Genomic DNA, 25,935 nt, shown 5'->3' on the forward strand with positions numbered 1-25,935 from the left:
CCCCGCCGAAAGGAACCCCATGCAGATCGCCGTCCTCCTCTACGAGGGCCTCACCAGCCTCGACGCCATCGGCCCCTACGAACTCCTCGCCCGCCTCCCCGGAGCCGAGACCGTCTTCGTGGCCAAGGAGCCCGGCCCGGTCCGCAACGACCAGCGCAGCCTGGGCCTGGTCGCGGACAAGGCCCTCGCCGACGTCCCGCATCCCGACATCGTCCTCGTGCCCGGCGGCCCGGCCTCCCGCGAGGTCATGGGCGACCAGGAGATCCTGCGGTGGCTGCGCACCGCCGACCGGACCAGCACCTGGACGACCTCCGTCTGCACCGGCTCCCTGCTCCTGGGCGCGGCCGGTCTGCTGGAGGGCCGCCGGGCCACCACGCACTGGCTCGCGTACGAGGAGCTGCGGGCGCTCGGCGCCGAACCCACCGGCGAGCGGGTCGTGTTCGACGGCAAGTACGTCACGGCCGCCGGGGTCTCCTCCGGCATCGACATGGCCCTGCACCTGATCGGCCGGATCGCCGGCGACGAGGCCGCGCAGACCGTCCAGCTGATGGTCGAGTACGACCCGCAGCCCCCCTACGACGCGGGCTCGCCGGACAAGGCCCCGGCCGGCATCGTCGCCCGGTGGCGCGGCCGGGACATCGCCTCCGTGGGCTGACTCAGAGGCCGTAGGTGAAGCGCGGCGGGCGGCGCTCCAGGAACGCCGCGACGCCCTCGGCCGTGTCGCCGCTGCCGCGCGCCTCGGCCGCCCAGTGCTCGTCCCGGTCGGTCCGCCCGTCGGCGAACTCCTTGGCTGCGGCCTGCGTGAGCAGGGAGCGGGAGGCGAGCACGCGGGTGAACTCGGCGACCCGCTTGCCGAGCGCGCCCACCGGGTGCACCTCGTCGACCAGTCCGGTCCGCAGCGCCCGCTCGGCGTCGATCAACTCGCCCGAGAACAGCAGGTACTTGGCGGCCGCCGGGCCGACCAGCGCGGCGAGCCTCCGGGTCGAGGAGGAGGCGTACACGATGCCCAGCTTCGCCGGGGTGACCCCGAACCGCGCGCCCTCCTCGGCGAACCGCAGATCGCAGGCGGCGGCCAGCTGGCTGCCGCCGCCGACGCAGTAGCCGCGGATCGCGGCCAGCGTGGGCTTCGGGAAGGCGGCCAGCGCCTCCTCGGCCCGTACCGACAGGGACTGCTGCTCGTCGCCGGGCTCGCGCAGGGTGGAGATGTCCGCCCCGGCGCAGAAGGTGTCCCCGGCGCCGGTGAGCACCAGCGCCCGTACCGCCGGATCGCCGGCGAGCCGCCCGAGCAGGTCCGGAAGGGCGCGCCACATCCCGGCCGTCATGGCGTTGCGCTTGGCGGGATGGGTGATGACGACGGTCGCCACACCGTCCTCGACCGTGTGCGTGAGCTGCGGCTCCTCGGGGTTCATGGGCCGGATGCTATCCGGGGGCCCGCACGGACGATCAGGAAGGTGGGCCTTCTCTCACGCCCGCTTCGAAACCGTGATGCGCCACGCGAATCCGTCACCGGGAGATCAGACGCAGTCGAACAACTGACGCAGTCATAATCAACCGATCAGATTCCGGTCGATACATGTCGACTTCTGGTCAGTAGGCCGGACCTCCCCGCTGGGATGTCAAGACTCGACCTCGTGGCGACAATCGAGCACGAGGGCGGGAACCGGACCATGGAGAGCCGCGGGAGCGTTCCTGCCCGCCCGCCGTCCTACGAGGGCGTCTGGCGCTTCACCGCTCCCGCGGTCGACGTCTCCGTGCCGCAGGCCCGGCGCGCGGTCCGCGACCTCATCGGCCGGCAGGGCGTCCCGGCGCACGAGGACATCGTGCAGGGCCTGCTTCTCATCGTCTCGGAGCTGGTCACCAACGCCGTCAAGCACGCCGCGCTGCTCTCCCCGGAGGTCGCCGTCGAGGTCGCGATCGGCGCCGAGTGGATCCGGGTGTCCGTCGAGGACAACCACCCGTACCGCCCCAAGGCGCTGGAGGCCGACTACGCGCAGACCGGCGGCCGCGGACTGCTGCTGGTGCGCGAGATCGCCCGGGAGGCGGGCGGCGCCTGCGACGTGGAGCACACCGCGAGCGGCGGCAAGATCATCTGGGCTGCGCTGCCCCTCGCCCCGGGACTGCCGGGGCAAGGGACGGCGGCCGGGATCACCAGCCCCCGGACGGACCCGTCAGTTCCCTGATCGCCGGGCGCGCGGCGTCGAGCACGGTCATGAACCAGGCCGAGAACGGCGCCGCCGCGTGCCGCTCGGTCAGCTCGGCCGGCGTCACGTAGGCGGTGTCCTCGATCTCCTCCGGGTCCGGCCGCAGCGGACCGCGCACCAGCCCCACGAACAGGTGGTTGTACTCCTGCTCCACCAGGCCCGACGCCGGGTCCGGGTGGTTGTAGCGGACCGTGCCGGCCTCCGCCATCAGCGAGGGCGAGACGCCCAGCTCCTCGGACACCCGTCGGGCCGCCGCCGCGAACGGCGCCTCGCCCGGGTAGGGGTGCCCGCAGCAGGTGTTCGACCAGACGCCGGGGGAGTGGTACTTCCCCAGCGCGCGGCGCTGCAGCAGCAGCCGGCCCGACTCGTCGAAGAGGAAGACGGAGAACGCCCGGTGCAGCCGGCCGGGGGCCTGGTGCGCGGAGAGCTTCTCGGCGGTACCGATCGTGCGGCCGTCCTCGTCGACCAGTTCGAGCATGATCGACGGCTCCGTGCCGTTCGGCTGGACGCCGTTCGACGCGCTGGTCGCCGCGGCGGCTGATGTGGTCGGCATACCCATCCTTCGCATTGGTCCTCGGCCCGGTGGGGCGCATTCAGTCTGCCGCACCCAGGCGGCGCGACCCGACTCCGGCGGCCGGACATGCCCGCGCCCGCCGCACCGGAGTACACGGCGTGCACCCACACGTGCGACGGGCGCGGACGGGGCGTCATACCCCGAAGGCCGCCGGATAGTGGATCATGCCCGTGGGCACCGCAGCGGAATCCTCCAGGACCAGCGCCATCATGGCCTCGTCCGGGACCTCGAAACCCGGCCGGATCCCGTACTCGGAGGCCCGGACGAAACCGAACCTCGGGTAGTACTCCGGGTGGCCGAGGACCAGCACCAGCCGCTCCCCGCTCCGGCGCGCCGCGTCGAGCACCGCGCGGACGACCGCGTCCCCGGCGCCCTGCCGCTGATGGGCGGGCGCCACGGCCACCGGGGCCAGTGCGGCGGCCGGCGACCCGCCGACCGTGCAGCGGGTGATCAGCGCGTACCCGGCGACCGTGCCGTCCGGGGCCTCGGCCACGTACGACAGTCCCGGCAGCCAGGCGTCGGGATCCTCCCGCAGGGCGTCGACCAGCTCGGCCTCGGCCGGGGTCTCGAAGGCCGCCGCGTTGACGGCGTGGACCGCGGCCGCGTCCGCGTCGGTCTCCGGGCGGGTGTGCCAGAGGGTGTCGGACAAGGGAACCTCCGCGGGTCGTCAGTGACAGAGCCTGGCCTCGTGGGCGGCGTGCCCCACGGGCTCCAGCTGGAAGGTGCAGTGCTCCACGTCGAAGTGGTCGCCCAGGCAGCCCTGCAGGTCGTGCAGCATCTTCTCGTGCCCCACCGAGTCCAGGGCCTCCTGGTCGACCACCACGTGCGCCGAGAGCACCGGCATCCCCGAGGTGATCGTCCAGGCGTGCAGGTCGTGCACGTCCTGCACGCCCGGCAGGGCCAGGATGTGGGCGCGCACCTCGGCCATGTCGACGCCCTTGGGAGCCGCCTCCAGGAGCACGTCGAGGGTCTCGCGCAGCAGCTTCAGCGTGCGCGGCACGATCATGAGGCCGATCACGATCGAGGCGATCGGGTCCGCGTACTGCCAGCCGGTCGCCAGGATGATGCCGGCGGAGACCAGCACCGTGACCGAGCCGAGCGTGTCGGCGAGCACCTCCAGATAGGCGCCGCGCACGTTCAGGCTCTCCTGCTGGCCGCGCACCAGCAGCGACAGGGAGATCACATTGGCCACGAGGCCCGCGGCGGCGAAGGCCATCGCCAGTCCGCCCCTGGTCTCGGCGGGCTCGATGAACCGCTGGACCGCCTCGTACAGCACGTAGCCGCCCACGACGAGCAGCAGCAGACAGTTCGCGAGCGCGGCCAGGATCTCCGCGCGGGCGAAGCCGAAGGTGCGCCGCTCCGAGGGCGGCCGGTTGGCGAAGTGGATCGCGACCAGCGCCATGGCCAGGCCGATGGCGTCGGTCGCCATGTGGGCCGCGTCCGCGATCAGGGCCAGCGAGTCCGCGAGGACGCCGCCGACGATCTGCAGCACCATCACGGAGAGCGTGATGGCGAACGCGATCCGCAGTCGTCCCCGGTACGCGGCCGCCGCCGTCCCCGTGGGCGGCGGGCCGCCGTGGCTGTGCCCGTGGTCGTGTCCAGCCCCCATGACATGGCCTCCCGGTCGTGTCGCTCGTGTGCCCCCGAGTGGCCCAGTGAACTACGGGTGGGGGGTATCTGCAACACGGCACTGAACACCGTTGTCATGTGCCCTGACCTGCGGTTATGTCCGCAGGTCAGAGATCCTTCACCCGATCGGGCGATCAGCTCACGGGCCGCCTCGGGGCCGCCCCGGGGTGCAGCAGCCGCCAGCCCTCCCAGGCCGAGGCGACCATCGCGCGGACGTCCCGGGTGGCCGTCCAGCCCAGCTCCTTCGTCACCCGGTCCACCGAGGCCACCGCCCGCGCCGCGTCGCCCGGCCGGCGTCCCTCGACCACCGGGGCGCCGGTGAATCCCGTCACGTCGGCGACCACGTCCGCCAGCTCGCGGACCGAGACGCCCCGGCCGCGCCCGATGTTCAGCGTCAGCTCCCCGTCCCCGGCGCCGCTGCGCTCCGCCAGCCGGCGCGCGACCGCGAGATGCGCGTCCGCCAGATCGGCGACGTGGATGTAGTCGCGGACGCAGGTGCCGTCCGGTGTCGGGTAGTCCGCGCCGAAGATCCGCGGGGCCTCGCCCCGGCCGATCCGGTCGAAGAACATCGGGACGATGTTGGACAACCCGGTGTCCGCCAGCTCCGGCCGGGCCGCCCCCGCCACGTTGAAGTACCGCAGGCAAGCCGTCGCCATCCCGTGCGCCCGGCCCGCCGCGCGCACGAGCCACTCGCCGGCGAGCTTGGTCTCCCCGTACGGGTTGATCGGCTCGGCGGGCGTCTCCTCGGTGATCAGCTCCACGTCCGGGACGCCGTACACCGCCGCCGACGAGGAGAACAGGAACCGCGGCACCCCGGCCGCGACCACGGCTTCCAGGAGCTCCGCAAGCCCGTGCACGTTCTCCCGGTAGTAGTGCAGCGGCCGCGCCACGGACTCGCCGACCTGCTTCTTCGCCGCGAGATGCACCACACCCGTCACCGCGTGCTCCGCGAGCGCCTTGCCGACCAGCGCCCGGTCGGCCGCCGACCCCCGCACCAGCGGCACCCCCGCGGGCAGCCGGCCGGGCACGCCCGACGACAGATCGTCGAGCACGACGACCCGCTCGCCCGCGTCGGCCATGGCGCGCGCCACATGGGCCCCGATATAGCCCGCTCCACCCGTGATGAGCCACGTCATGACGCCCACCCTAGGGGAGGCCCCGGGCGCGGTTTGTGGGCGGAGGCGGGCATCGCTCATGATGATCTCCGCGCAGGCGGCGCGGAGCGGCCGGACCGGGACGTCCGGCGGCGGACCTGCGCGCAAAACCTCGGTGAACTCGCGCTTTCGTTCATCCGATAGCCTCAGCCGACGTGCCGCCGCCCGGGTCACGGGCCGGGCCGCCGTGCCATCAGCCCTGTCAGCTCCAAGGAGTGAGTCGTCTGTCGACCGCCATCCTCACCGGCCCGCCGGTCCCCGGATCGTCGCTCGACGGCGATCTGAGGTCCCTCGGCTTCGACGTGCGGGTCGCCACCGCCCCGGAGGAGACCGCGGCGCTGCTCGCCGCCGTGCCGGCCGGGCGCCGGGTCGCCCTCGTCGACCCCCGGTTCGTCGGACACCTGCACGCCCTGCGGCTGGCGCTCACCGACCCGCGGTTCCCCGCCGCCGCCGCGCCCGGCGCGCTCACCGCGCAGCCCGAGGCCCGGCCCGCCCTGGAGCGGGCCCTCGCCGCCGCCCCGGCCGGCCCGGACGCGCTCGCCGAGGCGCTCGCCGCCGACGGCGTGGCCGTGCACCGCCCCGAGCTGGGTTCCCTCGTCGCGACCGTGCCCGGCGACGCCGAGAGCCGGCACCGGGCCCGCGCCGCCGTCGCCGAGGTCGACGACGAGGCGGTCCGGCTGCGCAACGCGGTCAAGGCCCACGACGGCTTCTTCACCACCTTCTTCATCAGCCCGTACTCGCGCTACATCGCCCGCTGGTGCGCCCGCCGCGGACTGACCCCCAACCAGGTCACCACCGCCTCGCTGCTCACCGCGCTGCTCGCGGCCGGCTGCGCCGCCACCGGCGACCGCGCCGGCTACGTCGCCGCCGGGCTGCTGCTGCTCGTCTCCTTCGTCCTCGACTGCACCGACGGGCAGCTGGCCCGCTACTCGCTGCAGTACTCGACGATGGGCGCCTGGCTCGACGCCACCTTCGACCGGGCCAAGGAGTACTCCTTCTACGCCGGTCTCGCCCTCGGCGCGGCCCGCTCCGGCGACGACGTCTGGGCCCTGGCGCTCGGCGCGATGGTCCTGATGACCTGCCGCCACGTCGTGGACTTCTCGTTCAACGAGGCCAACCACGACGCCACCGCCAACACGAGCCCCACCGCCGCGCTCTCCGACAAGCTCGACAGCGTCGGCTGGACCGTCTGGGCCCGCCGCATGATCGTGCTCCCCATCGGCGAGCGCTGGGCCATGATCGCGGTGCTCACCGCCGCCACCACCCCGCGCACCGTCTTCTGGGCGCTCATCATCGGCTGCTCGTTCGCCGCCTGCTACACCACCGCCGGACGCGTGCTGCGCTCCGTCACCCGCAAGGCCCGGCGCACCGACCGCGCCGCCCGCGCCCTGTACGACCTCACCGACACCGGCCCGTTCGCCGAGCTCGCCGCCCGCCTGGCCGGCCGCCGCTTCCCGCTGCCGCCCCTGGTCACCGCCGTCCTCGGCGCCGCGCTGCTGCTCGCCGTCGCCTGGACCCAGCCGGTCGGCAGCGGCTGGACGGTCGCCGCCGCGGGCGGATACGCGCTGCTCTCCGGCTGCGCCGTCGCCCGCCCGCTGAAGGGCGCCCTCGACTGGACGGTCCCCCCGGTCCTGCGGGCCGCGGAGTACGGCGTCGTCCTCCTCCTCGCCGCCCGCTCCGGCGTCCCGCACGCCGTTCCCGCGGCATTCGGGCTGGTCGCGGCCGTCGCCTACCATCACTACGACACGGTGTACCGCATCCGCGGCGGCACCGGCGCCCCGCCCGCGTGGCTGGTGCGCACCGTCGGGGGCCACGAGGGCCGCACGCTCCTGGTTACCGTGCTCGCCGCCCTCACGGCGGCCTCCGGCGACGACTTCACCAAGGCGCTCGCCGCCCTCGCGGCAGCCGTGGCGCTCGTGGTGCTCGTGGAGTCCATCCGCTTCTGGGTGTCCTCCGGAGCACCCGCCGTACACGACGAAGGAGAAACCGCATGATCGGCCTCGTACTGGCAGCCGGTGCAGGACGGCGTCTGCGTCCCTACACCGACACGCTCCCGAAGGCCCTCGTGCCTGTCGACGGCGACACCACCGTCCTCGACCTCACCCTCGGCAACTTCGCCGAGGTCGGCCTCACCGAGGTCGCGATCGTCGTCGGCTACCGCAAGGAGGCCGTGTACGCGCGCAGGGAGGCGCTGGAGGCGAAGTACGGCCTCAAGATCACCCTGATCGACAACGACAAGGCCGAGGAGTGGAACAACGCCTACTCCCTCTGGTGCGCCCGTGACGTCCTGAAGCAGGGCGTGATCCTCGCCAACGGCGACACCGTGCACCCGGTCTCCGTCGAGAAGACCCTGCTCGCCGCCCGCGGCGACGGCCAGAAGATCATCCTCGCCCTCGACACGGTGAAGAAGCTCGCCGACGAGGAGATGAAGGTCATCACCGCCGACGGGCAGGGCGTGCGGCGGATCACCAAGCTGATGGACCCGGCCACCGCGACCGGCGAGTACATCGGCGTCACCCTGATCGAGCCCGAGGCCGCCGAGCAGCTCGCCGACGCCCTGAAGGTCACCTTCGAGCGCGACCCCGACCTCTACTACGAGGACGGCTACCAGGAGCTCGTCGACCGCGGCTTCACCATCGACGTGGCCCCCATCGGCGAAGTGTCGTGGGTCGAGATCGACAACCACGACGACCTCGCGAAGGGCCGTGAGATCGCGTGCCAGTACTGACCCGGCTCATCCCCTCGCCGGTCGTCGTCGACATCCGCCGGGGCGCGATGAACGGCCTGGCCGGCCTCCTGGCCGACCAGCGGATCTCCGCCTCCGGCACGCTGGCCTTCGCCGTCAGCGGCGGCTCGGGCCAGAAGCTGCGCGAGCGGCTCGCCCCCGACCTGCCCGGCGCCGACTGGTACGAGGTCTGCGACGGAACCATCGACTCCGCCGTCAAACTGGCCGACGACATCAAGGGCAAGCGGTACGACGCCGTGGTCGGCCTCGGCGGCGGCAAGATCATCGACGTCGCCAAGTACGCCGCGGCCCGCGTCGGCCTGCCCATGGTCGCCGTCGCGACCAACCTGTCGCACGACGGGCTGTGCTCCCCGGTGTCCATCCTGGACAACGACAACGGGCGCGGCTCCTACGGCGTGCCCACCCCGATCGCGATGGTGATCGACCTCGACGTCATCCGGAACGCCCCGGCCCGGTTCATCCGCTCCGGCATCGGCGACGCGATCTCCAACATCTCCGCCATCGCCGACTGGGAGCTGTCCCACCAGGTCAACGGGGAGCCGGTGGACGGCCTCGCCGCCGCCATGGCCCGCACCGCCGGCGAGGCGGTGCTCCGGCACCCCGGCGGCGTCGGCGACGACGAGTTCCTCACCGTCCTGTCCGAGGGCCTGGTGCTCTCCGGCATCGCCATGTCGATCTCCGGCGACTCCCGGCCCTCGTCCGGCGCCTGCCACGAGATCAGCCACGCCTTCGACCTGCTGTATCCCGAGCGCTCCGCCGCGCACGGCGAGCAGGTCGGCCTCGGCGCCGCCTTCGCGATGCACCTGCGCGGGGCCGCGGAGGATTCCGGCCTGTTCGCCGAGGTGCTCCGCCGGCACGGCCTGCCCGTCCTGCCCGAGGAGATCGGCTTCTCCGTGGACGAGTTCGTCGCCGCCGTCGGGTACGCGCCGCGGACCCGCCCCGGACGCTTCACCATCCTCGAGCACCTCGACCTCACCGACGACCAGATCAGGGACGCGTACGCCGACTATGCCAAGACCATCCGTAGCTGAACTCCGCCCGGTCGTGCACCCGGCGGGTGTGAAGGACCGGCGCAGCGGAGAGCACTGGGGCGGCCGCCTGTACATGCGCGAGATCTCGCTGCGCATCACCCGCCTCCTGGTCACCACCAAGGTCACGCCGAACCAGCTGACCTACGTGATGACCGTCTGCGGCGTGCTCGCCGCGCCGGCGCTGCTGATCCCGGGGATCTGGGGCGCGGTGCTCGGCGTCGTCGCGGTCCAGCTGTACCTGCTGCTCGACTGCGTCGACGGCGAGGTCGCCCGCTGGAAGAAGCAGTACTCGCTCTCCGGCGTGTACCTGGACCGGGTCGGCGCGTACCTGTGCGACGCGGCCGTGCTCACCGGCTTCGGCCTGCGCGCCGCGGACCTGTGGGGCTCGGGCCGGATCGACTGGCTGTGGGCCTTCCTCGGCACCCTCGCCGCGCTCGGCGCGATCCTCATCAAGGCCGAGACCGACCTCGTCGGCGTCGCCCGCCACCAGGCCGGGATGGCGCCGGTCAAGGAGGCCGCCTCGGAGATCCGCTCCTCGGGCATGGCCCTGGCCCGGCGCGCCGCGGCCGCGCTGAAGTTCCACCGGCTGATCCTGGGCATCGAGGCGTCCCTGCTGATCCTGGTCCTCGCGATCGCCGACCAGGTGCGCGGCGACCTGTACTTCTCCCGCCTGGGCGTGGCGGTCCTGGCCGGCATCGCGCTGCTCCAGACCGTCCTGCACCTGGTGTCGGTCCTGGCGTCGAGCAGGCTGAAGTGAGGGCCACGACGATGAGCAAGCAGACCGCGAGCAAGCCGCTGAAGCTCGGCGCCGTCGTCATCACCATGGGCAACCGCCCCGACGACCTGCGCGCCCTGCTCGACTCGGTGGCCCGCCAGGAGGGCGAGCCGATCGAGGTCGTCGTCGTCGGCAACGGCGCGCCCGTCACCGGTGTGCCCGAGGGCGTGCGGACCATCGACCTGCCCGAGAACCTCGGCATCCCCGGCGGCCGCAACGTCGGCATCGAGGCCTTCGGCCCCGGCGGCACCGACGTGGACGTGCTGCTCTTCCTCGACGACGACGGCCTGCTGCCCAACACCGACACCGCCGAGCTGGTCCGCCAGGCGTTCACCGCCGACCCGAAGCTGGGCATCGTCAGCTTCCGGATCGCCGACCCGGAGACCGGCCTCACCCAGCGGCGGCACGTGCCCCGGCTGCGCGCCTCGGACCCGATGCGCTCCTCGCGGGTGACCACCTTCCTCGGCGGCGCCAACGCGGTGCGGACCAAGGTCATGGCCGAGGTCGGCGGGCTGCCGGCCGAGTTCTTCTACGCCCACGAGGAGACCGATCTCGCCTGGCGGGCGCTGGACGCCGGCTGGATGATCGACTACCGCTCCGACATGGTGCTGCACCACCCCACCACGCCGCCCTCCCGGCACGCCTCGTACCACTTCAACGTGGCGCGGAACCGGGTCTGGCTGGCACGGCGGAACCTGCCCGCCCCCCTGATCCCGCTGTACCTCGGCATCTGGCTGCTGCTGACCCTGGCCCGGAGGCCGTCGGCGGCCGGGCTGAAGGCGTGGTTCGGCGGTTTCAAGGCGGGCTGGACCACCCCGTGCGGTCCCCGCCGTCCCATGAAGTGGCGTACGGTGTGGCGGTTGACCAGACTGGGCCGCCCTCCCGTCATCTGACACGCGCGCATCTTGAACACGAAAGTTTCCTCCTGTGAGTGACACAACCCACGACGGTGCGATCGTGACGACCGTCCCGCCGTCCGCCGACGACGGCCTCTCCCCGGCGGAGCTGGCCGCCAAGTACGGCCTCGCGGTGAGCGGTGCCCGGCCGAGCCTGTCCGAGTACGTCCGCCAGCTCTGGGGCCGGCGCCACTTCATCCTGGCGTTCTCCCAGGCGAAGCTGACGGCCCAGTACAGCCAGGCCAAGCTGGGGCAGCTGTGGCAGGTGGTGACGCCGCTGCTCAACGCGCTGGTCTACTACCTGATCTTCGGGCTGATCCTGAACGCCAGCCGGGGCATGCCCAAGGAGGTGTACATCCCCTTCCTGGTGACCGGCGTGTTCGTGTTCACGTTCACCCAGTCCTCGGTGATGGCGGGTGTCCGCGCGATCTCCAACAACCTGGGCCTGGTCCGGGCGCTGCACTTCCCGCGCGCCTCGCTGCCCATCTCGTTCGCGCTGCAGCAGCTCCAGCAGCTGCTGTTCTCGATGATCGTGCTGGTCGCGGTGGCCGTCGGCTTCGGCAGCTACCCGAGCCTGAGCTGGCTGCTGGTGCTGCCGGCGCTGGCGCTGCAGTTCGTGTTCAACACCGGGCTCGCGCTGATCATGGCGCGGATGGGCTCGAAGACGCCCGACCTGGCGCAGCTGATGCCCTTCATCATGCGGACGTGGATGTACGCCTCCGGCGTCATGTTCTCGATCCCGATCATGCTGCAGGACAAGCCGGCCTGGATCGCGGACATCCTCATGTACAACCCGGCGGCGGTCTTCATGGACCTGGTCCGCTTCGCCCTGATCGACGGATACGGCTCGGAGAACCTGCCGTCCCACGTCTGGTTCGCCGCCCTGGCCTGGTCCGTGGTGGTCGGCGTGGTCGGCTTCGTGTACTTCTGGAAGGCCGAGGAGAGGTACGGCCGTGGCTGACAGCAACCAGGGACGGGTTCCCACCGTCATCGCGGACGACGTCCACATCGTCTACCGGGTCAACGGGGGCGCGGGCGGCAAGGGCAGCGCCACCGCCGCGCTCAGCCGGATGATCGGCCGCGGCAAGCGCGAGGAGCGGGGCGTCCGCAAGGTGCACGCCGTGCGCGGCGTGTCCTTCACCGCGTACCGCGGCGAGGCCATCGGCCTGATCGGGACCAACGGTTCCGGCAAGTCGACGCTGCTGCGGGCCATCGCCGGTCTGCTGCCCACCGAGAGCGGCAAGGTCTACACCGACGGCCAGCCCTCGCTGCTCGGCGTCAACGCGGCCCTGATGAACGACCTGACCGGTGAGCGGAACGTGATCCTCGGCGGTCTGGCGATGGGCATGAGCAAGGAGGAGATCAAGGCCCGCTACCAGGGCATCGTCGACTTCTCCGGCATCAACGAGAAGGGCGACTTCATCACCCTGCCGATGCGGACGTACTCCTCCGGCATGGGCGCCCGGCTCCGCTTCTCCATCGCGGCCGCCAAGGACCACGACGTCCTCATGATCGACGAGGCGCTGGCCACCGGCGACAGCAAGTTCCGGATCCGCTCGGAGGAGCGCATCCGCGAGCTGCGCAAGGAGGCCGGCACGGTCTTCCTGGTCAGCCACAGCAACAAGTCCATCCGGGACACCTGCAACCGCGTCCTGTGGCTGGAGAAGGGCGAGCTGCTGATGGACGGGCCCACCGAAGAGGTGCTCAAGGCGTACGAGCGCGAGACGGGGAAGTAGCGCGCCGCGGGCCCCCGCCGGGAGCGAACCGGCGGGGGCCCGCGCACGCCGCTCCCCGCACGGGTGACGCACCGGATGGTGACACCATGACCGGAATGTTCATGCGGTCAACATCGGGCAGGATGAGCCCATGGCTGCGAACCCGGCGGGCAAGTCCTATCACCACGGCGATCTGCGGAACGCGCTGGTCGACGCCGCCGTCGACCTCGCCGCGGACGGCGGCCCCGAGCGGGTCGTGCTGCGTGAGGCGGCCCGCCGGGTCGGTGTCTCGCCCACCGCGGCCTACCGTCACTTCGACGGGCAGGGCGAGCTCCTCGGCGCCGTGAAGCGCCACGCGCAGGAGGCGCTCGCCGAGGCCATGGAGCGCGCCGCCGGCCGGGATCCCGGCTCGGACGACCCGGTCCTCGCGGCCGAGCGCCGGCTCGCCGCCCTGGTCCGCGGCTACGTCGCCTTCGCGCTCGCCGAGCCGGGGCTGTACCGGGCGGCCTTCTGCACCCCGCGCCCGCCGTGCGCCATGGGCTGGCTCCCGGAGGCGGGGGAGCCGGCCGAGGAGCCCGAGGTACGGGCGTTCGCCCTGCTCGACGAGGCCCTGGCGGCCCTGGCCGCGGCCGGCCCGGTGCCCCGGCGGCCCGCTCCGGACGTCCGGGCGGCGGCCTGGTCCGCCGTCCACGGGCTGTCCCTGCTGCTGGTGGACGGCCCGCTGCGGCGGTTGCCGGCCCCGCGCCGGGACGGGGTCGTGGAGCGGACGCTGGCGATGGTGCTCTCCGGAGTGCGGGCCGGCTGAGGGGCCGTGACCGGCCGACGGGCGGTCACGAACGGGTAACGGCGGCCGTGTGCGCGTCAAGTTCCGCCGTGGACGGGGCGGTTGGCACGACCCCGTGCCCCCGACCTGCTGCGTCGTGCACCCCGACGAGGCGTCCCGCGTTGTACAACGTAAGCTGTAGCGGTGCTGATTCACGGCAAGTGAGGTGATACGTCCCGAGGTGCCCCGCGGGGTGCCGCTTCACGGCGAGGACCGGCGGCGTGTCCGAAATAGGATGTATTGGGTCGGCAGTGTAGAACGGAGATGTGACGGCAATGACGGATGATCTCCAGCTCTGCGAGGGTATGGCCGTCCCCGCGTCGGGAAGCCCGCAGTGACGGGAGCCGGGCAGGTGCGCCCCGACGCCTCCACGCGCACCACACTCGCCAAGGCGGCGCACGAGAACTTCCCCGTGGCCCCGTTCTTCCTGCCCCGCGCCTGGCGCGACGACCTCATGGCCGTCTACGGCTACGCCCGTCTCGTCGACGACATCGGCGACGGCGACCTCGCCCTCGGCGGCGACGACGCCCGCCACCTCGGCGTCGACCCCGAGTACGCCGACGACCCGGTGGCCCTGCTCGACGCCTTCGAGGCCGACCTCATGCGGGTCTTCGAGGGCACCCCGCAGCACCCGTTGCTCCGGGCCCTCCAGCCGACCGTACGGCGCCGCTCCCTCACCCCCGGCCCGTTCCTCGGCCTGATCGAGGCGAACCGGCAGGACCAGATCGTCCGCCGTTACGAGACGTACGACGACCTCGCCGCCTACTGCGCGCTCTCCGCCAACCCCGTCGGCCGGCTGGTGCTCGCCCTCACCGGCACCGCCACCCCCGAGCGGCTGCGCCGCTCCGACGCGATCTGCACCGCCCTGCAGCTCGTCGAGCACCTCCAGGACGTCGCCGAGGATCTCGGCCGGGACCGGATCTACCTGCCCGCCGAGGACCTCAAGCGCTTCCACGTCACCGAGGACGACCTGGCCCGGCCCACCGCGAACGCCTCCGTGCGCAGCCTGATCGCCTTCGAGGCCGCCCGCGCCCGCGACCTGCTCGACGAAGGGGCCCCGCTGATCGGCAGCGTGCACGGCCGGCTCCGGCTGCTGCTGGCCGGCTTCGCCGGCGGCGGGCACGCAGCCCTGGACGCGATCGGCGCGGCCGGCTTCGACGTCCTGGCCGGCCCGCCCCGGGCGAGCCGTCCGGTGCTGGCCCGCGCGGTGGCCCGGGTCCTGCTCGGGGCGCGGAGAGAGAGGTGAGCCCGGCCGTGGAGCAGCACAGCGAGCTGTCCGCGCCGGTGCGGGCCGCCTACAGCTACTGCGAGACCGTCACCGGACAGCAGGCCCGCAACTTCGCGTACGGGATCCGGCTGCTGCCGACGGAGAAGCGCCAGGCCATGTCGGCCCTGTACGCCTTCTCCCGGCGGGTCGACGACATCGGTGACGGCGACCTCCCGCCCGAGGCCAAGCGCGAGCGCCTGGAAGCCACCCGCGGGGTCCTGGAGCGGATCCGCAAGGGCGTGGTCGAGCAGGACGACACCGACCCGGTGGCCGTCGCCCTCGCCGACGCCGCCGAGCGCTTCCCGATCCCGCTGGAGGGCCTCGACGAGCTCATCGACGGCGTCCTCATGGACGTGCGCGGCGAGACGTACGAGACCTGGGACCACCTCAAGGTCTACTGCCGCTGCGTCGCGGGCGCCATCGGCCGGCTCTCGCTGGGCGTCTTCGGCACCCAGCCCGGCGCGCCCGGCGCCGAGCGCGCCCCTGAGTACGCCGACACGCTGGGGCTCGCGCTCCAGCTCACCAACATCCTGCGGGACGTCCGCGAGGACGCCGGCAACGGGCGGGTCTACCTGCCCGCCGACGACCTCGCCAAGTTCGGCTGCACCGACGGCTTCCCCGCCGCCGCGCCGCCGGCGGGGGCCGACTTCGCCGGTCTCGTGCACTACGAAGTCCGGCGCGCCCGCGCCCTGTTCGCCGAGGGCTACCGGCTGCTGCCGCTGCTCGACCGGCGCAGCGGGGCCTGCGTGGCGGCCATGGCCGGGATCTACCGCCGGCTGCTCGACCGGATCGAGCGCGAACCCGGCGCGGTGCTGCGCGGCCGGGTCTCGCTGCCCGGCCCGGAGAAGGCGTACGTCGCCGTGCGCGGCCTGTCCGGCCTGGACGCCCGGCACGTCTCCCGGCGCACCGTGAGGAGGCGCGTGTGAGGTCGGTGGAACAAGTGAGCCGATTCGGCGAACCCCGCGCCCGCGTGCGCGCGGCCGCGGGACCGTGGACCGACGGCGGGACGCCCCGCCCGGACTCCGCCACGTCCCCCTCGACGCCGGACCGAGGGGAAGGCACCGCATGAACGACGAGAACACCCCCGTCCCCGCGGCGGCGTCGGTGAACGGCTCGCGGTCGTCCGCGCCGGGACCGGCGGATGACCGGCGGGCGTCCGTGGCGGCAACGGTGAACGGCTCCCGGCCTGCTGCCGCGGGCCCGGCCGGCGATTCCCGGCCGTCCGCGGCGGCGTCGGTGAACGGCTCGCGGTCGTCCGCGCCGGGATCGGGCGGTGGCTCGCGGCCGGCCGTCGTGGTGTCGGTGAACGGCTCGCAGCCGTCCGGCATGCGCCCGGCAGGCGACTCCCGGCCGGATGCCGCGTGGTCGTCCGGCGGAGCGCGGCCGCATGCCGTCGTCGTCGGCGGGGGGCTCGCCGGGATCACCGCCGCCCTGCGGCTCGCCGACTCCGGGGCGCGGGTCACGCTGCTCGAAGGCCGGCCCCGGCTCGGCGGGCTGGCGTTCTCCTTCCGGCGCGGCGAGCTGACCGTCGACAATGGCCAGCACGTCTACCTGCGCTGCTGCACCGCCTACCGCTGGTTCCTCGACCAGGTCGAGGGAGCCCGGCTCGCCCCGCTGCAGAAGCGGCTGGACGTGCCCGTCCTCGACGTCGCCCACCCCCGCGGCCCCCGGCTCGGCCGGCTGCGCCGCACCGCCCTGCCGGTGCCGCTGCACCTCGCCGGCAGCCTCGCCACGTACCCGCACCTGTCGCCGGCCGAACGGCTCGGCGTGGCCCGGGCCGCGCTCGCGCTGCGGAAGCTCGACCCCGCCGACCCGGCCCTGGACGGCATCGATTTCGCCACCTGGCTCGGCCGGCACGGCCAGTCGCGGCGCGCCGTCGAGGCCCTGTGGGACCTCGTCGGGATCCCCACCCTCAACGCCCCCGCCCCCGAAGCGTCCATGGGCCTGGCCGCGATGGTCTTCAAGACCGGGCTGCTCTCCGAGCCGGGCGCCGCCGACATCGGCTGGGCCCACGTGCCCCTCGGCGAACTCCACGACACCCGCGCCCGCAAGGCCCTCGACGCCCGCGGCGTCCGCACCGAACTGCGCACCAAGGCGGAGCGGATCGCCCGCACCGACGACGGCCGCTGGACCGTCCGCACCGAGAGCGAGACGTACGACGCCGACGCCGTCGTCCTCGCCGTCCCGCAGCGCGAGGCGCACGGCCTGCTGCCCGAGGGCGCCCTCGACGACCCCGACCGGCTGCTCGACATCGGCACCGCGCCGATCCTCAACCTCCACGTCGTCTACGACCGCAAGGTGCTCAGGCGGCCCTTCTTCACCACGCTCGGCTCGCCGGTGCAGTGGGTCTTCGACCGGACCGACTCCTCGGGGCTGCTGTCGGGGGGCGGGCCCGAAGGGCCCTCGAACAAGGGTGGTGGCGGGCGACGGGCGGGCGGCCAATACCTGGCCGTCTCGCAGTCCGCCGCGCAGGCCGAGATCGACGAACCCGTGGCCACCCTGCGGGAACGGTATCTTCCGGAGCTGGAACGCCTGTTGCCGGCCGCCCGCGGCGCCGGCGTACGGGACTTCTTCGTCACCCGGGAGCGGACGGCCACGTTCGCGCCCACCCCGGGCGTCGGTCGGCTCCGCCCCGGCGCCCGTACGTCCGCACCCGGCCTCGCACTGGCCGGCGCGTGGACGGACACCGGCTGGCCCGCAACCATGGAGGGTGCCGTGCGCAGCGGCTTCAGCGCCGCCGGCGCGGCGCTCTCGGACCTCGGCCGCCGCCATGAACACCCGCTGCAGGAGGCGGTATGAGCGTGAGTACCGGAACAAGAGGAGAGACCGTGCCGACTGTGCGCCCGGGCAACCCGGTTGTCGACACCGCGGACGTGACCGCACTTCTGGAGCGGGGGCGGACCCTGTCCACCCCCGTGCTGCGGGCGGCCGTCGACCGCCTCGCCCCGCCCATGGACACCGTCGCCGCCTACCACTTCGGCTGGATCGACGCGCACGGCAACCCCACGGACGCCGACAGCGGCAAGGCCGTGCGCCCCGCGCTCGCGCTGATCTCCGCCGAGGCGGCCGGCGCACCGGCGGAGGTCGGCATCCCCGGCGCCGTCGCGGTCGAGCTGGTGCACAACTTCTCGCTGCTGCACGACGACCTGATGGACGGCGACGAGCAGCGCCGGCACCGCGACACCGTCTGGAAGGTGCACGGCCCCGCGCAGGCGATCCTCGTCGGCGACGCGCTGTTCGCGCTCGCCAACGAGCTGCTGCTCGAACTCGGCACCGTCGAGGCCGGCCGCGCCACCCGCCGGCTCACCACCGCCACCCGCAAGCTGATCGACGGGCAGGCGCAGGACATCTCCTACGAGCACCGCGAGCGGGTGACGGTCGAGGAGTGCCTGACGATGGAGGGCAACAAGACCGGCGCGCTGCTGGCCTGCGCCGTCTCCATCGGCGCGGTGCTCGGCGGCGCCGACGACCGCACCGCCGACAAGCTGGAGGAGTACGGCTACCACCTGGGCCTGGCCTTCCAGGCCGTGGACGACCTGCTCGGCATCTGGGGCGACCCGGAGTCCACCGGCAAGCAGACCTGGAGCGACCTGCGCCAGCGCAAGAAGTCGCTGCCGGTGGTGGCCGCCCTCGCTGCCGGCGGCCCGGCGTCCGAGCGGCTCGGGACGCTGCTCGCCGCCGACGCGAAGAGCACCGACTTCGACTCGTTCTCCGAGGCCGAGTTCGCCGCCCGCGCCGCCCTCATCGAGGAGGCCGGAGGCCGCGAGTGGACCTCCCAGGAGGCCCGCCGCCAGCACGCCGTCGCCGTCGAGGCCCTGCACGAGGTGGACATGCCCGAGCGGGTGCGCGAACAGCTCGTCGCGCTCGCCGACTTCGTCGTCGTACGGAAGAGATGATCATCATCACCCAGATATGAGTGCGCGGTCGCCGGCCGGCGCCACCCGGCGCCGGCCGACGGCAGACCCGAAGAAGCAGAAGCAACCGACTGCACGAAGGGGACGCCATGACAGCGACGACCGACGGAAGCGCCGGGGCCGTGGACCCCCGTGCTGCCGAGGCCGGCCGAACGACCGACGCACCACCCGTACCGGGCGACGTCCGTGACGCCGCGGCACGCGCCGCGCGCCGCGCGATCGACGACCTCCTCGCCCGCCAGGACGCCGCCGGCTGGTGGAAGGGCGACCTGGAGACCAACGTCACCATGGACGCCGAGGACCTGCTGCTCCGTCAGTTCCTGGGCATCGGGGACGAGAGGACCACCCGCGCCGCCGCCCTGTACATCCGCGGAGAACAGCGCGAGGACGGCACCTGGGCCACCTTCCACGGCGGACCGGGCGAACTGTCCACCACCGTCGAGGCGTACGTGGCGCTCCGGCTCGCCGGGGACCGCCCCGAGGACCCGCACATGGCGCGGGCCGCCGCCTGGATCCGCGCCCACGGCGGCATCGCCGGCGCACGGGTCTTCACCCGGATCTGGCTCGCCCTGTTCGGCTGGTGGAAGTGGGACGACCTGCCCGAGGTGCCGCCCGAGCTGATCTTCCTGCCCTCCTGGTTCCCGCTGAACATCTATGACTTCGGCTGCTGGGCGCGGCAGACCATCGTGCCGCTCAGCGTGGTCTCCGCGCTGCGCCCCGTGCGCCCCGCGCCCTTCGCGCTCACCGAGCTGCACACCGACCCGGCCCGGCCCAACCCGCCCAAGCCGCTCGCCCCGGCCGGCAGTTGGGACGGGATCTTCCAGCGGATCGACAAGGCGCTGCACGTCTACCACCGCTTCGCACCGCGCCGGCTGCGCCGGGCGGCGATGAACGCCGCCGCCCGCTGGATCGTCGAACGGCAGGAGAACGACGGCTGCTGGGGCGGCATCCAGCCCCCGGCCGTGTACTCGCTGATCGCCCTGCACCTCCTCGGCCACGACCTCCGGCACCCGGTGATCCGGGCCGGGCTGGAGTCGCTCGACCGGTTCGCGGTGTGGCGCGAGGACGGCTCCCGCATGATCGAGGCCTGCCAGTCGCCGGTCTGGGACACCTGCCTGGCCACCATCGCGCTCGCCGACGCCGGCCTCGCCCCCGACCACCCCGCCCTGGTGAAGGCGGTCGACTGGATGCTCGGCGAGGAGGTCCTGAAGAAGGGCGACTGGGCCGTCCGCCGGCCCCGGCTCGACCCCGGCGGCTGGGCGTTCGAGTTCCACAACGACACCTACCCGGACATCGACGACACGGCCGAGGTGATCCTCGCCCTGCGCCGGGTGAAGCACCCCGAGCCCGCCCGCGTCGAGGCCGCCGTCCGCCGCGCCGCCCGCTGGACCGTCGGCATGCAGTCGCGCAACGGCGCCTGGGGCGCCTTCGACGCCGACAACACCAGCCCCTTCCCCAACCGGCTGCCGTTCTGCGACTTCGGCGAGGTGATCGACCCGCCGTCCGCCGACGTCACCGCGCACGTCGTCGAGGTGCTCGGCTACGAGGGCAAGGCCCACCACCCCAGCGCACGCCGGGGCATCGAGTGGCTCCTCGCCGAACAGGACGTCTGCGGCGGCTGGTTCGGCCGCTGGGGAGTCAACTACCTGTACGGCACCGCCTCCGTGGTCCCCGCGCTCGCCGCGGCCGGGCTGCCCGGGACGCACCCCGCGCTCCGCCGGGCCGTCGCCTGGGTGGAGTCCGTGCAGAACGAGGACGGCGGCTGGGGCGAGGACCTCCGCTCGTACCGGGACCGCGGCTGGATCGGCCGCGGCGTCTCCACCGCCTCGCAGACCGCCTGGGCGCTGATCTCGCTGCTGGCCGCCGGGGAACGGGACACCGAGGCGGTCCGCCGCGGCGTCGCCTGGCTCGCCCGGACGCAGCGCGCGGACGGCACCTGGGACGAGCCGTACTACACCGGCACCGGCTTCCCCTGGGACTTCTCCATCAATTACCACCTGTACCGGCAGGTCTTCCCGCTCACCGCGCTCGGCCGGTACCTCAACGGCGAACCCGTACCCGCCGGACTGCCCGCCCACGCCGGGGAGGGCTGATGCCCCGCGGACCGGAGCCCGCCGCCGTACCGGCCGGTTCCGCGCCGCCGCTGCTGATCGCCTGCGCGCTCGGCATCGAGCAGCTCGCCCTGCGCAGCGGCGGCCTCGGCGGCGCGGCCGGCCCGGTGACCGTGCTGCGCACCGGCATGGGCCCGGTCCACGCCCGTCGCGCCGTCGCCCGGCATCTGGACCGGGAGCCCTGGCGCGACGCCGCCGTGCTCGCCTCCGGCTTCTGTGCCGGCCTCGCCCCCGGGATGCACCCCGGGGACCTGGTCGTCGCCGAGGAGACCCGGGGCCCGGCCGGCACCACGCCCTGCACGGCCACGGAGCTGCTGGTCAAGGCGCTGGTGCGGACGCTGCCCGAGCGCACCGTGCACACCGGCCCGCTGACCGGCTCCGACCACGTCGTACGCGGCCAGGAGCGCGCCGAGCTGCTGGCCGGCGGCGCGATCGCGGTCGACATGGAGTCCGCCGCCACGCTGCACACCGCGCTGGCCGCCGGACCGCGTCCGGTTGCGGCCGTCCGGGTGGTCGTGGACGCTCCAGAGCACGAGCTGGTCCGGATCGGCACGGTACGCGGGGGAATATCAGCCTTCCGTGTTCTTCGTGCCGTCCTGCCCGCATTCTTCGAATGGCACCGTTCTTTGCTGCTCCCCAGGAGGTGAGCGAGTATGGCCATGCCGCTCCGTCAGTCGTTCCGCGTCGGGACCTACCTCGTCGAACAGAAGCTCCGGAAGCGGGACAAGTTCCCGCTGATCGTGGAACTGGAGCCGCTGTACGCCTGCAACCTGAAGTGCGAGGGCTGCGGGAAGATCCAGCACCCGGCGGGCGTCCTCAAGCAGCGCATGCCCGTCGCCCAGGCGGTCGGCGCGGTGCTCGAGTCCGGCGCGCCCATGGTCTCCATCGCGGGCGGCGAGCCGCTGATGCATCCTCAGATCCACGAGATCGTGCGCCAGTTGGTGTCCCGCAAGAAGTACGTCTTCCTTTGCACCAATGCGCTGCTGCTGCGCAAGAAGCTGGAGAACTTCACCCCCTCCCCGTACTTCGCCTTCGCGGTGCACATCGACGGGCTGCGCGAGCGGCACGACGAGTCCGTCGCCAAGGAAGGAGTGTTCGACGAGGCGGTCGCCGCGATCAAGGAGGCCAAGCGGCACGGTTTCCGGGTGACCACCAACTCGACGTTCTTCAACACCGACACCCCCCAGACCGTCATCGAGGTGCTGAACTACCTCAACGACGACCTCCAGGTCGACGAGATGATGATCTCGCCAGCCTACGCCTACGAGAAGGCCCCCGACCAGGAGCACTTCCTCGGCGTCGAGCAGACCCGGGAACTGTTCCGCAAGGCCTTCGCGGGCGGCAACCGGCGCCGCTGGCGGCTCAACCACTCCCCGCTCTTCCTCGACTTCCTGGAGGGCAAGGCCGACTTCCCCTGCACGGCCTGGGCGATCCCCAACTACTCCCTGTTCGGCTGGCAGCGCCCCTGCTACCTGATGAGCGACGGCTACGTCCCCACGTACCGCGAGCTCGTCGAGGACACCGACTGGGACGCGTACGGGCGCGGCAAGGACCCGCGCTGCGCCAACTGCATGGCGCACTGCGGTTACGAACCCACCGCCGTCCTCGCCACCATGGGCTCGCTCAAGGAGTCCCTGCGCGCCGCCCGCGAGACCGTCTCCCAGAACCGGGGGTGACGTCGTGAGCGCGGGCACGGCGGGCACCGGCGCGCCGGGCGGGGCGGGGGCCGGACCGGATCCGACAGGGGGCCGAGCATGACGATTCTGGAGACCATCAGGGGACCGCGCGACCTCAGGCCGCTCACCGCCCCGCAACTCGGCGAACTCGCCGAGGAGATCCGCGCGTTCCTCATCGAGGCGGTGGCCAGGACCGGTGGCCACCTGGGGCCCAACCTGGGGGTGGTGGAGCTCTCCCTCGCCCTGCACCGGGTCTTCGACTCCCCGCGGGACAAGGTCCTGTGGGACACCGGCCACCAGAGCTACGTGCACAAACTGCTCACCGGCCGCCAGGACTTCTCCAAGCTGCGCGGCAAGGGCGGCCTGTCCGGCTACCCCTCCCGCGAGGAGTCCGAGCACGACGTCATCGAGAACTCGCACGCCTCCACCGTCCTCGGCTGGGCCGACGGCCTCGCCAAGGCCGGCCGGCTGCTCGGCCGCCCGCACCACGTGGTCGCCGTCATCGGCGACGGCGCGCTCACCGGCGGCATGGCCTGGGAGGCCCTGAACAACATCGCCGCCGCCAAGGACCGCCCGCTCGTCATCGTCGTCAACGACAACGAGCGCTCGTACGCGCCGACCATCGGCGGGCTCGCCCGCCACCTCGCGGCCCTGCGCACCGCCGACGGCTACGAGCGGCTGCTGTCCTGGGGCAAGGACGTCCTGGAACGCACCCCGGTCGTCGGCCGGCCGCTGTACGACTCGCTGCACGGCGCGAAGAAGGGCTTCAAGGACGCCTTCGCGCCCCAGGGGCTCTTCGAGGACCTCGGCCTGAAGTACGTCGGACCGGTCGACGGCCACGACATCGAGGCAGTCGAATCCGCGCTGCGCCGCGCCAAGGGGTTCACCGGCCCCGTCCTCGTCCACTGCATTACCGAGAAGGGACGCGGCTACCGGCCCGCCCTGGAGGACGAGGCCGACCGGTTCCACGCGGTCGGCGCGATGGACCCGCGGACCTGCCTGCCGCTGAGCCCGCCGGCCGGGCCGTCCTGGACCTCCGTCTTCGGCGACGCGCTCGCCGAGGCCGGGGAGGAACGGCCCGACGTGGTCGCCCTCACGGCGGCCATGCTGCACCCCGTCGGCCTGACGAAGTTCGCCGCCCGCTTCCCCGAGCGGGTCTTCGACGTCGGGATCGCCGAGCAGCACGCCGCCGTGTCCGCGGCCGGCCTCGCCACCGGCGGCCTCCACCCGGTCGTCGCCGTCTACGCGACCTTCCTCAACCGCGCCTTCGACCAGGTCCTGATGGACGTGGCCCTGCACAGGTGCGGCGTCACCTTCGTCCTGGACCGGGCCGGCGTCACCGGCAACGACGGGCCCTCCCACAACGGCATGTGGGACCTCTCGCTCCTCCAGGTCGTGCCCGGCCTGAGGATCGCCGCCCCGCGCGACGCCGACCAGCTGCGTGCCCAGCTGCGCGAGGCCCTCGACGTCGACGACGCCCCCACGCTGCTGCGCTTCCCCAAGGAGGCCGTCGGCGCGCCGCTGCCCGCGCTCGGCCGGATCGGCGGCATGGACGTCCTGCGCCGGGACGAGGCCGCCGAGGTGCTGTTCGTCGCCGTCGGCGCGATGGCCGGCGTCTGCCTCGGCGCGGCGGAGCTGCTCGCCGGCACCGGCGTGCGCTGCGCGGTCGTCGACCCGCGCTGGGTCAAGCCGGTCGATCCGGCGCTGCCGCCGCTGGCCGCCGGGCACCGGCTGGTCGCGGTCGTCGAGGACAACTGCCGCACCGGCGGCGTCGGCGCCGCCGTCGGCCAGGCGCTGCGGGACGCCGGGGTGGACGTGCCGCTGCGCACCTTCGGCATCCCCGGGCAGTTCCTCGCCCACGCCTCCCGCAAGGAGGTCCTGGCCGAGATCGGCCTCACCCCCGTGGAGATCGCCGGCCGGGTCGGGGCCGCGCTCGCGGGCCGGGAGGCACGCGCAGGCAAGGAGGACCCGGCATGACGTACGAACCGACCGGCGAGCCGGCCGGGACCGGCGAGCCCGCCGAGCCCGGTGGGAGCGGCGGTTTCGACCTGCGGCGGCTGCTCGCCGAGCGCGGCGCGGAGCGGTACGAGCTGCACGCGAAGCACCTCAACCACCAGCTGCCGCGGATGCTGCACACCATCGGCTTCGACCGGGTCTACGAACGGGCCGAGGGCGCGCACTTCTGGGACGCCGAGGGCAACGACCACCTCGACATGCTGGCCGGCTTCGGCGTGATGGGCCTCGGCCGGCACCACCCGGTGGTCCGCAAGGCCCTCCACGACGTCCTGGACGCGCAGCTCGCCGACCTGACCCGGTTCGACTGCCCGCCGCTGCCGGGACTGCTCGCCGAGCGGCTGCTCGGCCACAGCCCGCACCTGGACCGGGTCTTCTTCGGCAACAGCGGCACCGAGGCCGTCGAGACCGCCCTGAAGTTCGCCCGGTACGCCACCGGCCGGCCCAGGGTGCTGTACTGCGACCACGCCTTCCACGGACTGACCACCGGATCGCTCTCCGTCAACGGCGAGCGCGGCTTCCGCGACGGCTTCGCGCCGCTGCTGCCCGACACGGCGGTCCCGCTCGGCGACCTCGACGCCCTGGAGCGCGAGCTGCGGCGCGGCGACGTGGCGGCGCTGATCGTCGAGCCGATCCAGGGCAAGGGCGTGCACGAGGCCCCGCCCGGCTATCTGCGCGCCGCGCAGGAGCTGCTGCGCCGGCACCAGGCGCTGCTGATCGCCGACGAGGTGCAGACCGGTCTCGGCCGGACCGGCGACTTCTACGCGTACCAGCACGAGGAGGGCGTCGAACCGGACCTGGTCTGCGTGGCGAAGGCCCTGTCCGGCGGGTACGTGCCGGTCGGCGCGACCCTCGGCCGGGACTGGATCTTCAAGAAGGTCTACTCGTCGATGGACCGGGTCCTCGTCCACTCCGCCAGCTTCGGCGGCAACGCCCAGGCCATGGCGGCCGGGCTCGCCGTGCTGTCCGTGATGGAGCAGGAGGGCACGGTCGCGCACGTCCGGCGGGTCGGCGGGCTGCTGAAGGCACGGCTGGAGGAGCTGGTGCCGCGCTACGAGCTGCTGCACGAGATCCGCGGCCGGGGGCTGATGATCGGCATCGAGTTCGGTCGGCCCTCGTCCATGGGCCTGCGCAGCCGCTGGACCATGCTCCAGGCGGCGCGGAAGGGGCTCTTCGCCCAGATGGTCGTCGTCCCGCTGCTCCAGCGGCACCGGATCCTCACCCAGGTGTCCGGAGACCGGCTGGAGGTGATCAAGCTGATCCCGCCGCTGGTCCTCGACGAGGCCGACGTCGACCGGTTCGTCACGGCCTTCACGGCGGTCATGGACGAGGCGCACGCCGGCGGGGGACTGATGTGGGACTTCGGGAAGACGCTGGTCAAGCAGGCGGTGGCGCAGCGCTGAGGGCGCG

At 73.2% G+C, this 25,935-nt stretch carries 24 protein-coding genes; 19 read left to right on the top strand and 5 right to left on the bottom strand.

Annotation, left to right across the window (positions count from 1 at the left end):
• Positions 1-19 precede the first annotated feature (19 nt).
• Positions 20-655 (top strand): DJ-1/PfpI family protein, encoded by a 636-nt coding sequence (locus ACNJ93_RS27170; protein WP_418960083.1) that lies wholly within the window; start codon positions 20-22, stop codon positions 653-655.
• A 1-nt stretch (position 656) separates the two neighbouring features.
• Here ACNJ93_RS27170 and ACNJ93_RS27175 read toward each other — a convergent pair whose 3' ends face one another.
• Positions 657-1,409 carry an enoyl-CoA hydratase/isomerase family protein gene (locus tag ACNJ93_RS27175; protein WP_418960084.1) on the bottom strand — a complete coding sequence of 251 codons (753 nt, stop codon included), beginning with the start codon at positions 1,407-1,409 and terminating at the stop codon, positions 657-659.
• Positions 1,410-1,667: 258 nt separating this feature from the next.
• Between ACNJ93_RS27175 and ACNJ93_RS27180 the strand changes: the two genes are divergently transcribed.
• Positions 1,668-2,180: an ATP-binding protein gene (locus tag ACNJ93_RS27180; RefSeq protein WP_418961540.1), complete on the top strand. Its 513-nt coding sequence runs from the start codon at positions 1,668-1,670 to the stop codon at positions 2,178-2,180.
• Here ACNJ93_RS27180 and idi read toward each other — a convergent pair.
• From idi to galE, 4 genes are all read right to left on the bottom strand, one after another.
• Positions 2,146-2,754 carry an isopentenyl-diphosphate Delta-isomerase gene (gene idi, locus ACNJ93_RS27185; protein ID WP_418960085.1) on the bottom strand — a complete coding sequence of 203 codons (609 nt, stop codon included), beginning with the start codon at positions 2,752-2,754 and terminating at the stop codon, positions 2,146-2,148. The two genes, ACNJ93_RS27180 and idi, sit on opposite strands and share 35 nt — an antisense overlap.
• A gap of 154 nt (positions 2,755-2,908) precedes the next feature.
• Positions 2,909-3,424: a GNAT family N-acetyltransferase gene (locus ACNJ93_RS27190; RefSeq protein ID WP_418960086.1), complete on the bottom strand. Its 516-nt coding sequence runs from the start codon at positions 3,422-3,424 to the stop codon at positions 2,909-2,911.
• An 18-nt stretch (positions 3,425-3,442) separates the two neighbouring features.
• On the bottom strand, positions 3,443-4,384 hold the full coding sequence (locus tag ACNJ93_RS27195) for a cation diffusion facilitator family transporter (RefSeq protein ID WP_418960087.1): 942 nt from the start codon (positions 4,382-4,384) through the stop codon (positions 3,443-3,445).
• A gap of 154 nt (positions 4,385-4,538) precedes the next feature.
• Positions 4,539-5,540: a UDP-glucose 4-epimerase GalE gene (gene galE / locus ACNJ93_RS27200; RefSeq protein ID WP_418960088.1), complete on the bottom strand. Its 1,002-nt coding sequence runs from the start codon at positions 5,538-5,540 to the stop codon at positions 4,539-4,541.
• A gap of 242 nt (positions 5,541-5,782) precedes the next feature.
• On the opposite strand from galE, the gene ACNJ93_RS27205 reads away from it, so the two are divergent.
• The 17 genes from ACNJ93_RS27205 (at position 5,783) to ACNJ93_RS27285 (ending at position 25,928) form a co-directional block, all read left to right on the top strand.
• Complete coding sequence (locus tag ACNJ93_RS27205) at positions 5,783-7,552, top strand: DUF5941 domain-containing protein (RefSeq protein ID WP_418961541.1); 1,770 nt, start codon at positions 5,783-5,785, stop codon at positions 7,550-7,552.
• Complete coding sequence (locus ACNJ93_RS27210; RefSeq protein ID WP_418960089.1) at positions 7,549-8,286, top strand: sugar phosphate nucleotidyltransferase; 738 nt, start codon at positions 7,549-7,551, stop codon at positions 8,284-8,286. Before ACNJ93_RS27205 ends, ACNJ93_RS27210 begins: the two co-directional genes overlap by 4 nt.
• Entirely contained in the window at positions 8,274-9,335 is a 1,062-nt protein-coding gene (locus tag ACNJ93_RS27215) for an iron-containing alcohol dehydrogenase family protein (RefSeq protein WP_418960090.1), read from the top strand. The genes ACNJ93_RS27210 and ACNJ93_RS27215 overlap by 13 nt, the downstream gene beginning before the upstream one ends.
• Positions 9,313-10,092: a CDP-alcohol phosphatidyltransferase family protein gene (locus ACNJ93_RS27220; protein ID WP_418960091.1), complete on the top strand. Its 780-nt coding sequence runs from the start codon at positions 9,313-9,315 to the stop codon at positions 10,090-10,092. Before ACNJ93_RS27215 ends, ACNJ93_RS27220 begins: the two co-directional genes overlap by 23 nt.
• A gap of 38 nt (positions 10,093-10,130) precedes the next feature.
• Entirely contained in the window at positions 10,131-11,003 is an 873-nt protein-coding gene (locus ACNJ93_RS27225; RefSeq protein WP_418961542.1) for a glycosyltransferase family 2 protein, read from the top strand.
• 34 nt (positions 11,004-11,037) lie between these two features.
• Positions 11,038-11,967: an ABC transporter permease gene (locus ACNJ93_RS27230; protein WP_418960092.1), complete on the top strand. Its 930-nt coding sequence runs from the start codon at positions 11,038-11,040 to the stop codon at positions 11,965-11,967.
• Positions 11,960-12,742, top strand: a complete 783-nt coding sequence (locus ACNJ93_RS27235) for an ABC transporter ATP-binding protein (RefSeq protein ID WP_418960093.1) — start codon at positions 11,960-11,962, stop codon at positions 12,740-12,742. Before ACNJ93_RS27230 ends, ACNJ93_RS27235 begins: the two co-directional genes overlap by 8 nt.
• A 130-nt stretch (positions 12,743-12,872) precedes the next feature.
• The gene (locus ACNJ93_RS27240; RefSeq protein ID WP_418960094.1) at positions 12,873-13,526 is read left to right on the top strand and encodes a TetR/AcrR family transcriptional regulator; all 654 of its coding nucleotides are present in this window, start codon (positions 12,873-12,875) and stop codon (positions 13,524-13,526) included.
• A 352-nt stretch (positions 13,527-13,878) separates the two neighbouring features.
• Complete coding sequence (gene hpnC / locus ACNJ93_RS27245) at positions 13,879-14,790, top strand: squalene synthase HpnC (protein WP_418960095.1); 912 nt, start codon at positions 13,879-13,881, stop codon at positions 14,788-14,790.
• Positions 14,787-15,737 carry a presqualene diphosphate synthase HpnD gene (gene hpnD / locus ACNJ93_RS27250; protein WP_418960096.1) on the top strand — a complete coding sequence of 317 codons (951 nt, stop codon included), beginning with the start codon at positions 14,787-14,789 and terminating at the stop codon, positions 15,735-15,737. Before hpnC ends, hpnD begins: the two co-directional genes overlap by 4 nt.
• 400 nt (positions 15,738-16,137) lie before the next feature.
• Complete coding sequence (gene hpnE, locus ACNJ93_RS27255; protein ID WP_418961543.1) at positions 16,138-17,610, top strand: hydroxysqualene dehydroxylase HpnE; 1,473 nt, start codon at positions 16,138-16,140, stop codon at positions 17,608-17,610.
• Positions 17,607-18,707, top strand: coding sequence for a polyprenyl synthetase family protein (locus ACNJ93_RS27260; protein ID WP_418960097.1), 1,101 nt, complete (start codon positions 17,607-17,609; stop codon positions 18,705-18,707). The genes hpnE and ACNJ93_RS27260 overlap by 4 nt, the downstream gene beginning before the upstream one ends.
• Before the next feature lie 107 nt (positions 18,708-18,814).
• Positions 18,815-20,818 (top strand): squalene--hopene cyclase, encoded by a 2,004-nt coding sequence (gene shc, locus ACNJ93_RS27265; protein WP_418960098.1) that lies wholly within the window; start codon positions 18,815-18,817, stop codon positions 20,816-20,818.
• Positions 20,818-21,483, top strand: a complete 666-nt coding sequence (locus ACNJ93_RS27270) for a 1-hydroxy-2-methyl-2-butenyl 4-diphosphate reductase (RefSeq protein WP_418960099.1) — start codon at positions 20,818-20,820, stop codon at positions 21,481-21,483. Before shc ends, ACNJ93_RS27270 begins: the two co-directional genes overlap by 1 nt.
• A 6-nt stretch (positions 21,484-21,489) precedes the next feature.
• The gene (hpnH, locus tag ACNJ93_RS27275) at positions 21,490-22,512 is read left to right on the top strand and encodes an adenosyl-hopene transferase HpnH (protein ID WP_418960100.1); all 1,023 of its coding nucleotides are present in this window, start codon (positions 21,490-21,492) and stop codon (positions 22,510-22,512) included.
• Positions 22,513-22,590: 78 nt separating this feature from the next.
• Positions 22,591-24,489, top strand: coding sequence for a 1-deoxy-D-xylulose-5-phosphate synthase (gene dxs / locus ACNJ93_RS27280; protein WP_418960101.1), 1,899 nt, complete (start codon positions 22,591-22,593; stop codon positions 24,487-24,489).
• Positions 24,486-25,928 carry an aspartate aminotransferase family protein gene (locus ACNJ93_RS27285; protein ID WP_418960102.1) on the top strand — a complete coding sequence of 481 codons (1,443 nt, stop codon included), beginning with the start codon at positions 24,486-24,488 and terminating at the stop codon, positions 25,926-25,928. The genes dxs and ACNJ93_RS27285 overlap by 4 nt, the downstream gene beginning before the upstream one ends.
• Positions 25,929-25,935: the final 7 nt, after the last annotated feature.

This window comes from Streptomyces tritici, from assembly GCF_048500665.1.
Lineage (GTDB): Bacteria > Actinomycetota > Actinomycetes > Streptomycetales > Streptomycetaceae > Streptomyces > Streptomyces tritici.

Coding starts and splice junctions, on each gene's coding strand:
- ACNJ93_RS27170 (WP_418960083.1), top strand. CDS start 20: ATGCAGATCGCCGTCCTCCTCTACGAGGGCCTCACCAGCCTCGACGCC.
- ACNJ93_RS27175 (WP_418960084.1), bottom strand. CDS start 1,409: ATGAACCCCGAGGAGCCGCAGCTCACGCACACGGTCGAGGACGGTGTG.
- ACNJ93_RS27180 (WP_418961540.1), top strand. CDS start 1,668: ATGGAGAGCCGCGGGAGCGTTCCTGCCCGCCCGCCGTCCTACGAGGGC.
- idi (WP_418960085.1), bottom strand. CDS start 2,754: ATGCCGACCACATCAGCCGCCGCGGCGACCAGCGCGTCGAACGGCGTC.
- ACNJ93_RS27195 (WP_418960087.1), bottom strand. CDS start 4,384: ATGGGGGCTGGACACGACCACGGGCACAGCCACGGCGGCCCGCCGCCC.
- galE (WP_418960088.1), bottom strand. CDS start 5,540: ATGACGTGGCTCATCACGGGTGGAGCGGGCTATATCGGGGCCCATGTG.
- ACNJ93_RS27210 (WP_418960089.1), top strand. CDS start 7,549: ATGATCGGCCTCGTACTGGCAGCCGGTGCAGGACGGCGTCTGCGTCCC.
- ACNJ93_RS27220 (WP_418960091.1), top strand. CDS start 9,313: ATGCCAAGACCATCCGTAGCTGAACTCCGCCCGGTCGTGCACCCGGCG.
- ACNJ93_RS27240 (WP_418960094.1), top strand. CDS start 12,873: ATGGCTGCGAACCCGGCGGGCAAGTCCTATCACCACGGCGATCTGCGG.
- hpnE (WP_418961543.1), top strand. CDS start 16,138: ATGCGCCCGGCAGGCGACTCCCGGCCGGATGCCGCGTGGTCGTCCGGC.
- ACNJ93_RS27260 (WP_418960097.1), top strand. CDS start 17,607: ATGAGCGTGAGTACCGGAACAAGAGGAGAGACCGTGCCGACTGTGCGC.
- shc (WP_418960098.1), top strand. CDS start 18,815: ATGACAGCGACGACCGACGGAAGCGCCGGGGCCGTGGACCCCCGTGCT.
- ACNJ93_RS27270 (WP_418960099.1), top strand. CDS start 20,818: ATGCCCCGCGGACCGGAGCCCGCCGCCGTACCGGCCGGTTCCGCGCCG.
- hpnH (WP_418960100.1), top strand. CDS start 21,490: ATGGCCATGCCGCTCCGTCAGTCGTTCCGCGTCGGGACCTACCTCGTC.
- dxs (WP_418960101.1), top strand. CDS start 22,591: ATGACGATTCTGGAGACCATCAGGGGACCGCGCGACCTCAGGCCGCTC.
- ACNJ93_RS27285 (WP_418960102.1), top strand. CDS start 24,486: ATGACGTACGAACCGACCGGCGAGCCGGCCGGGACCGGCGAGCCCGCC.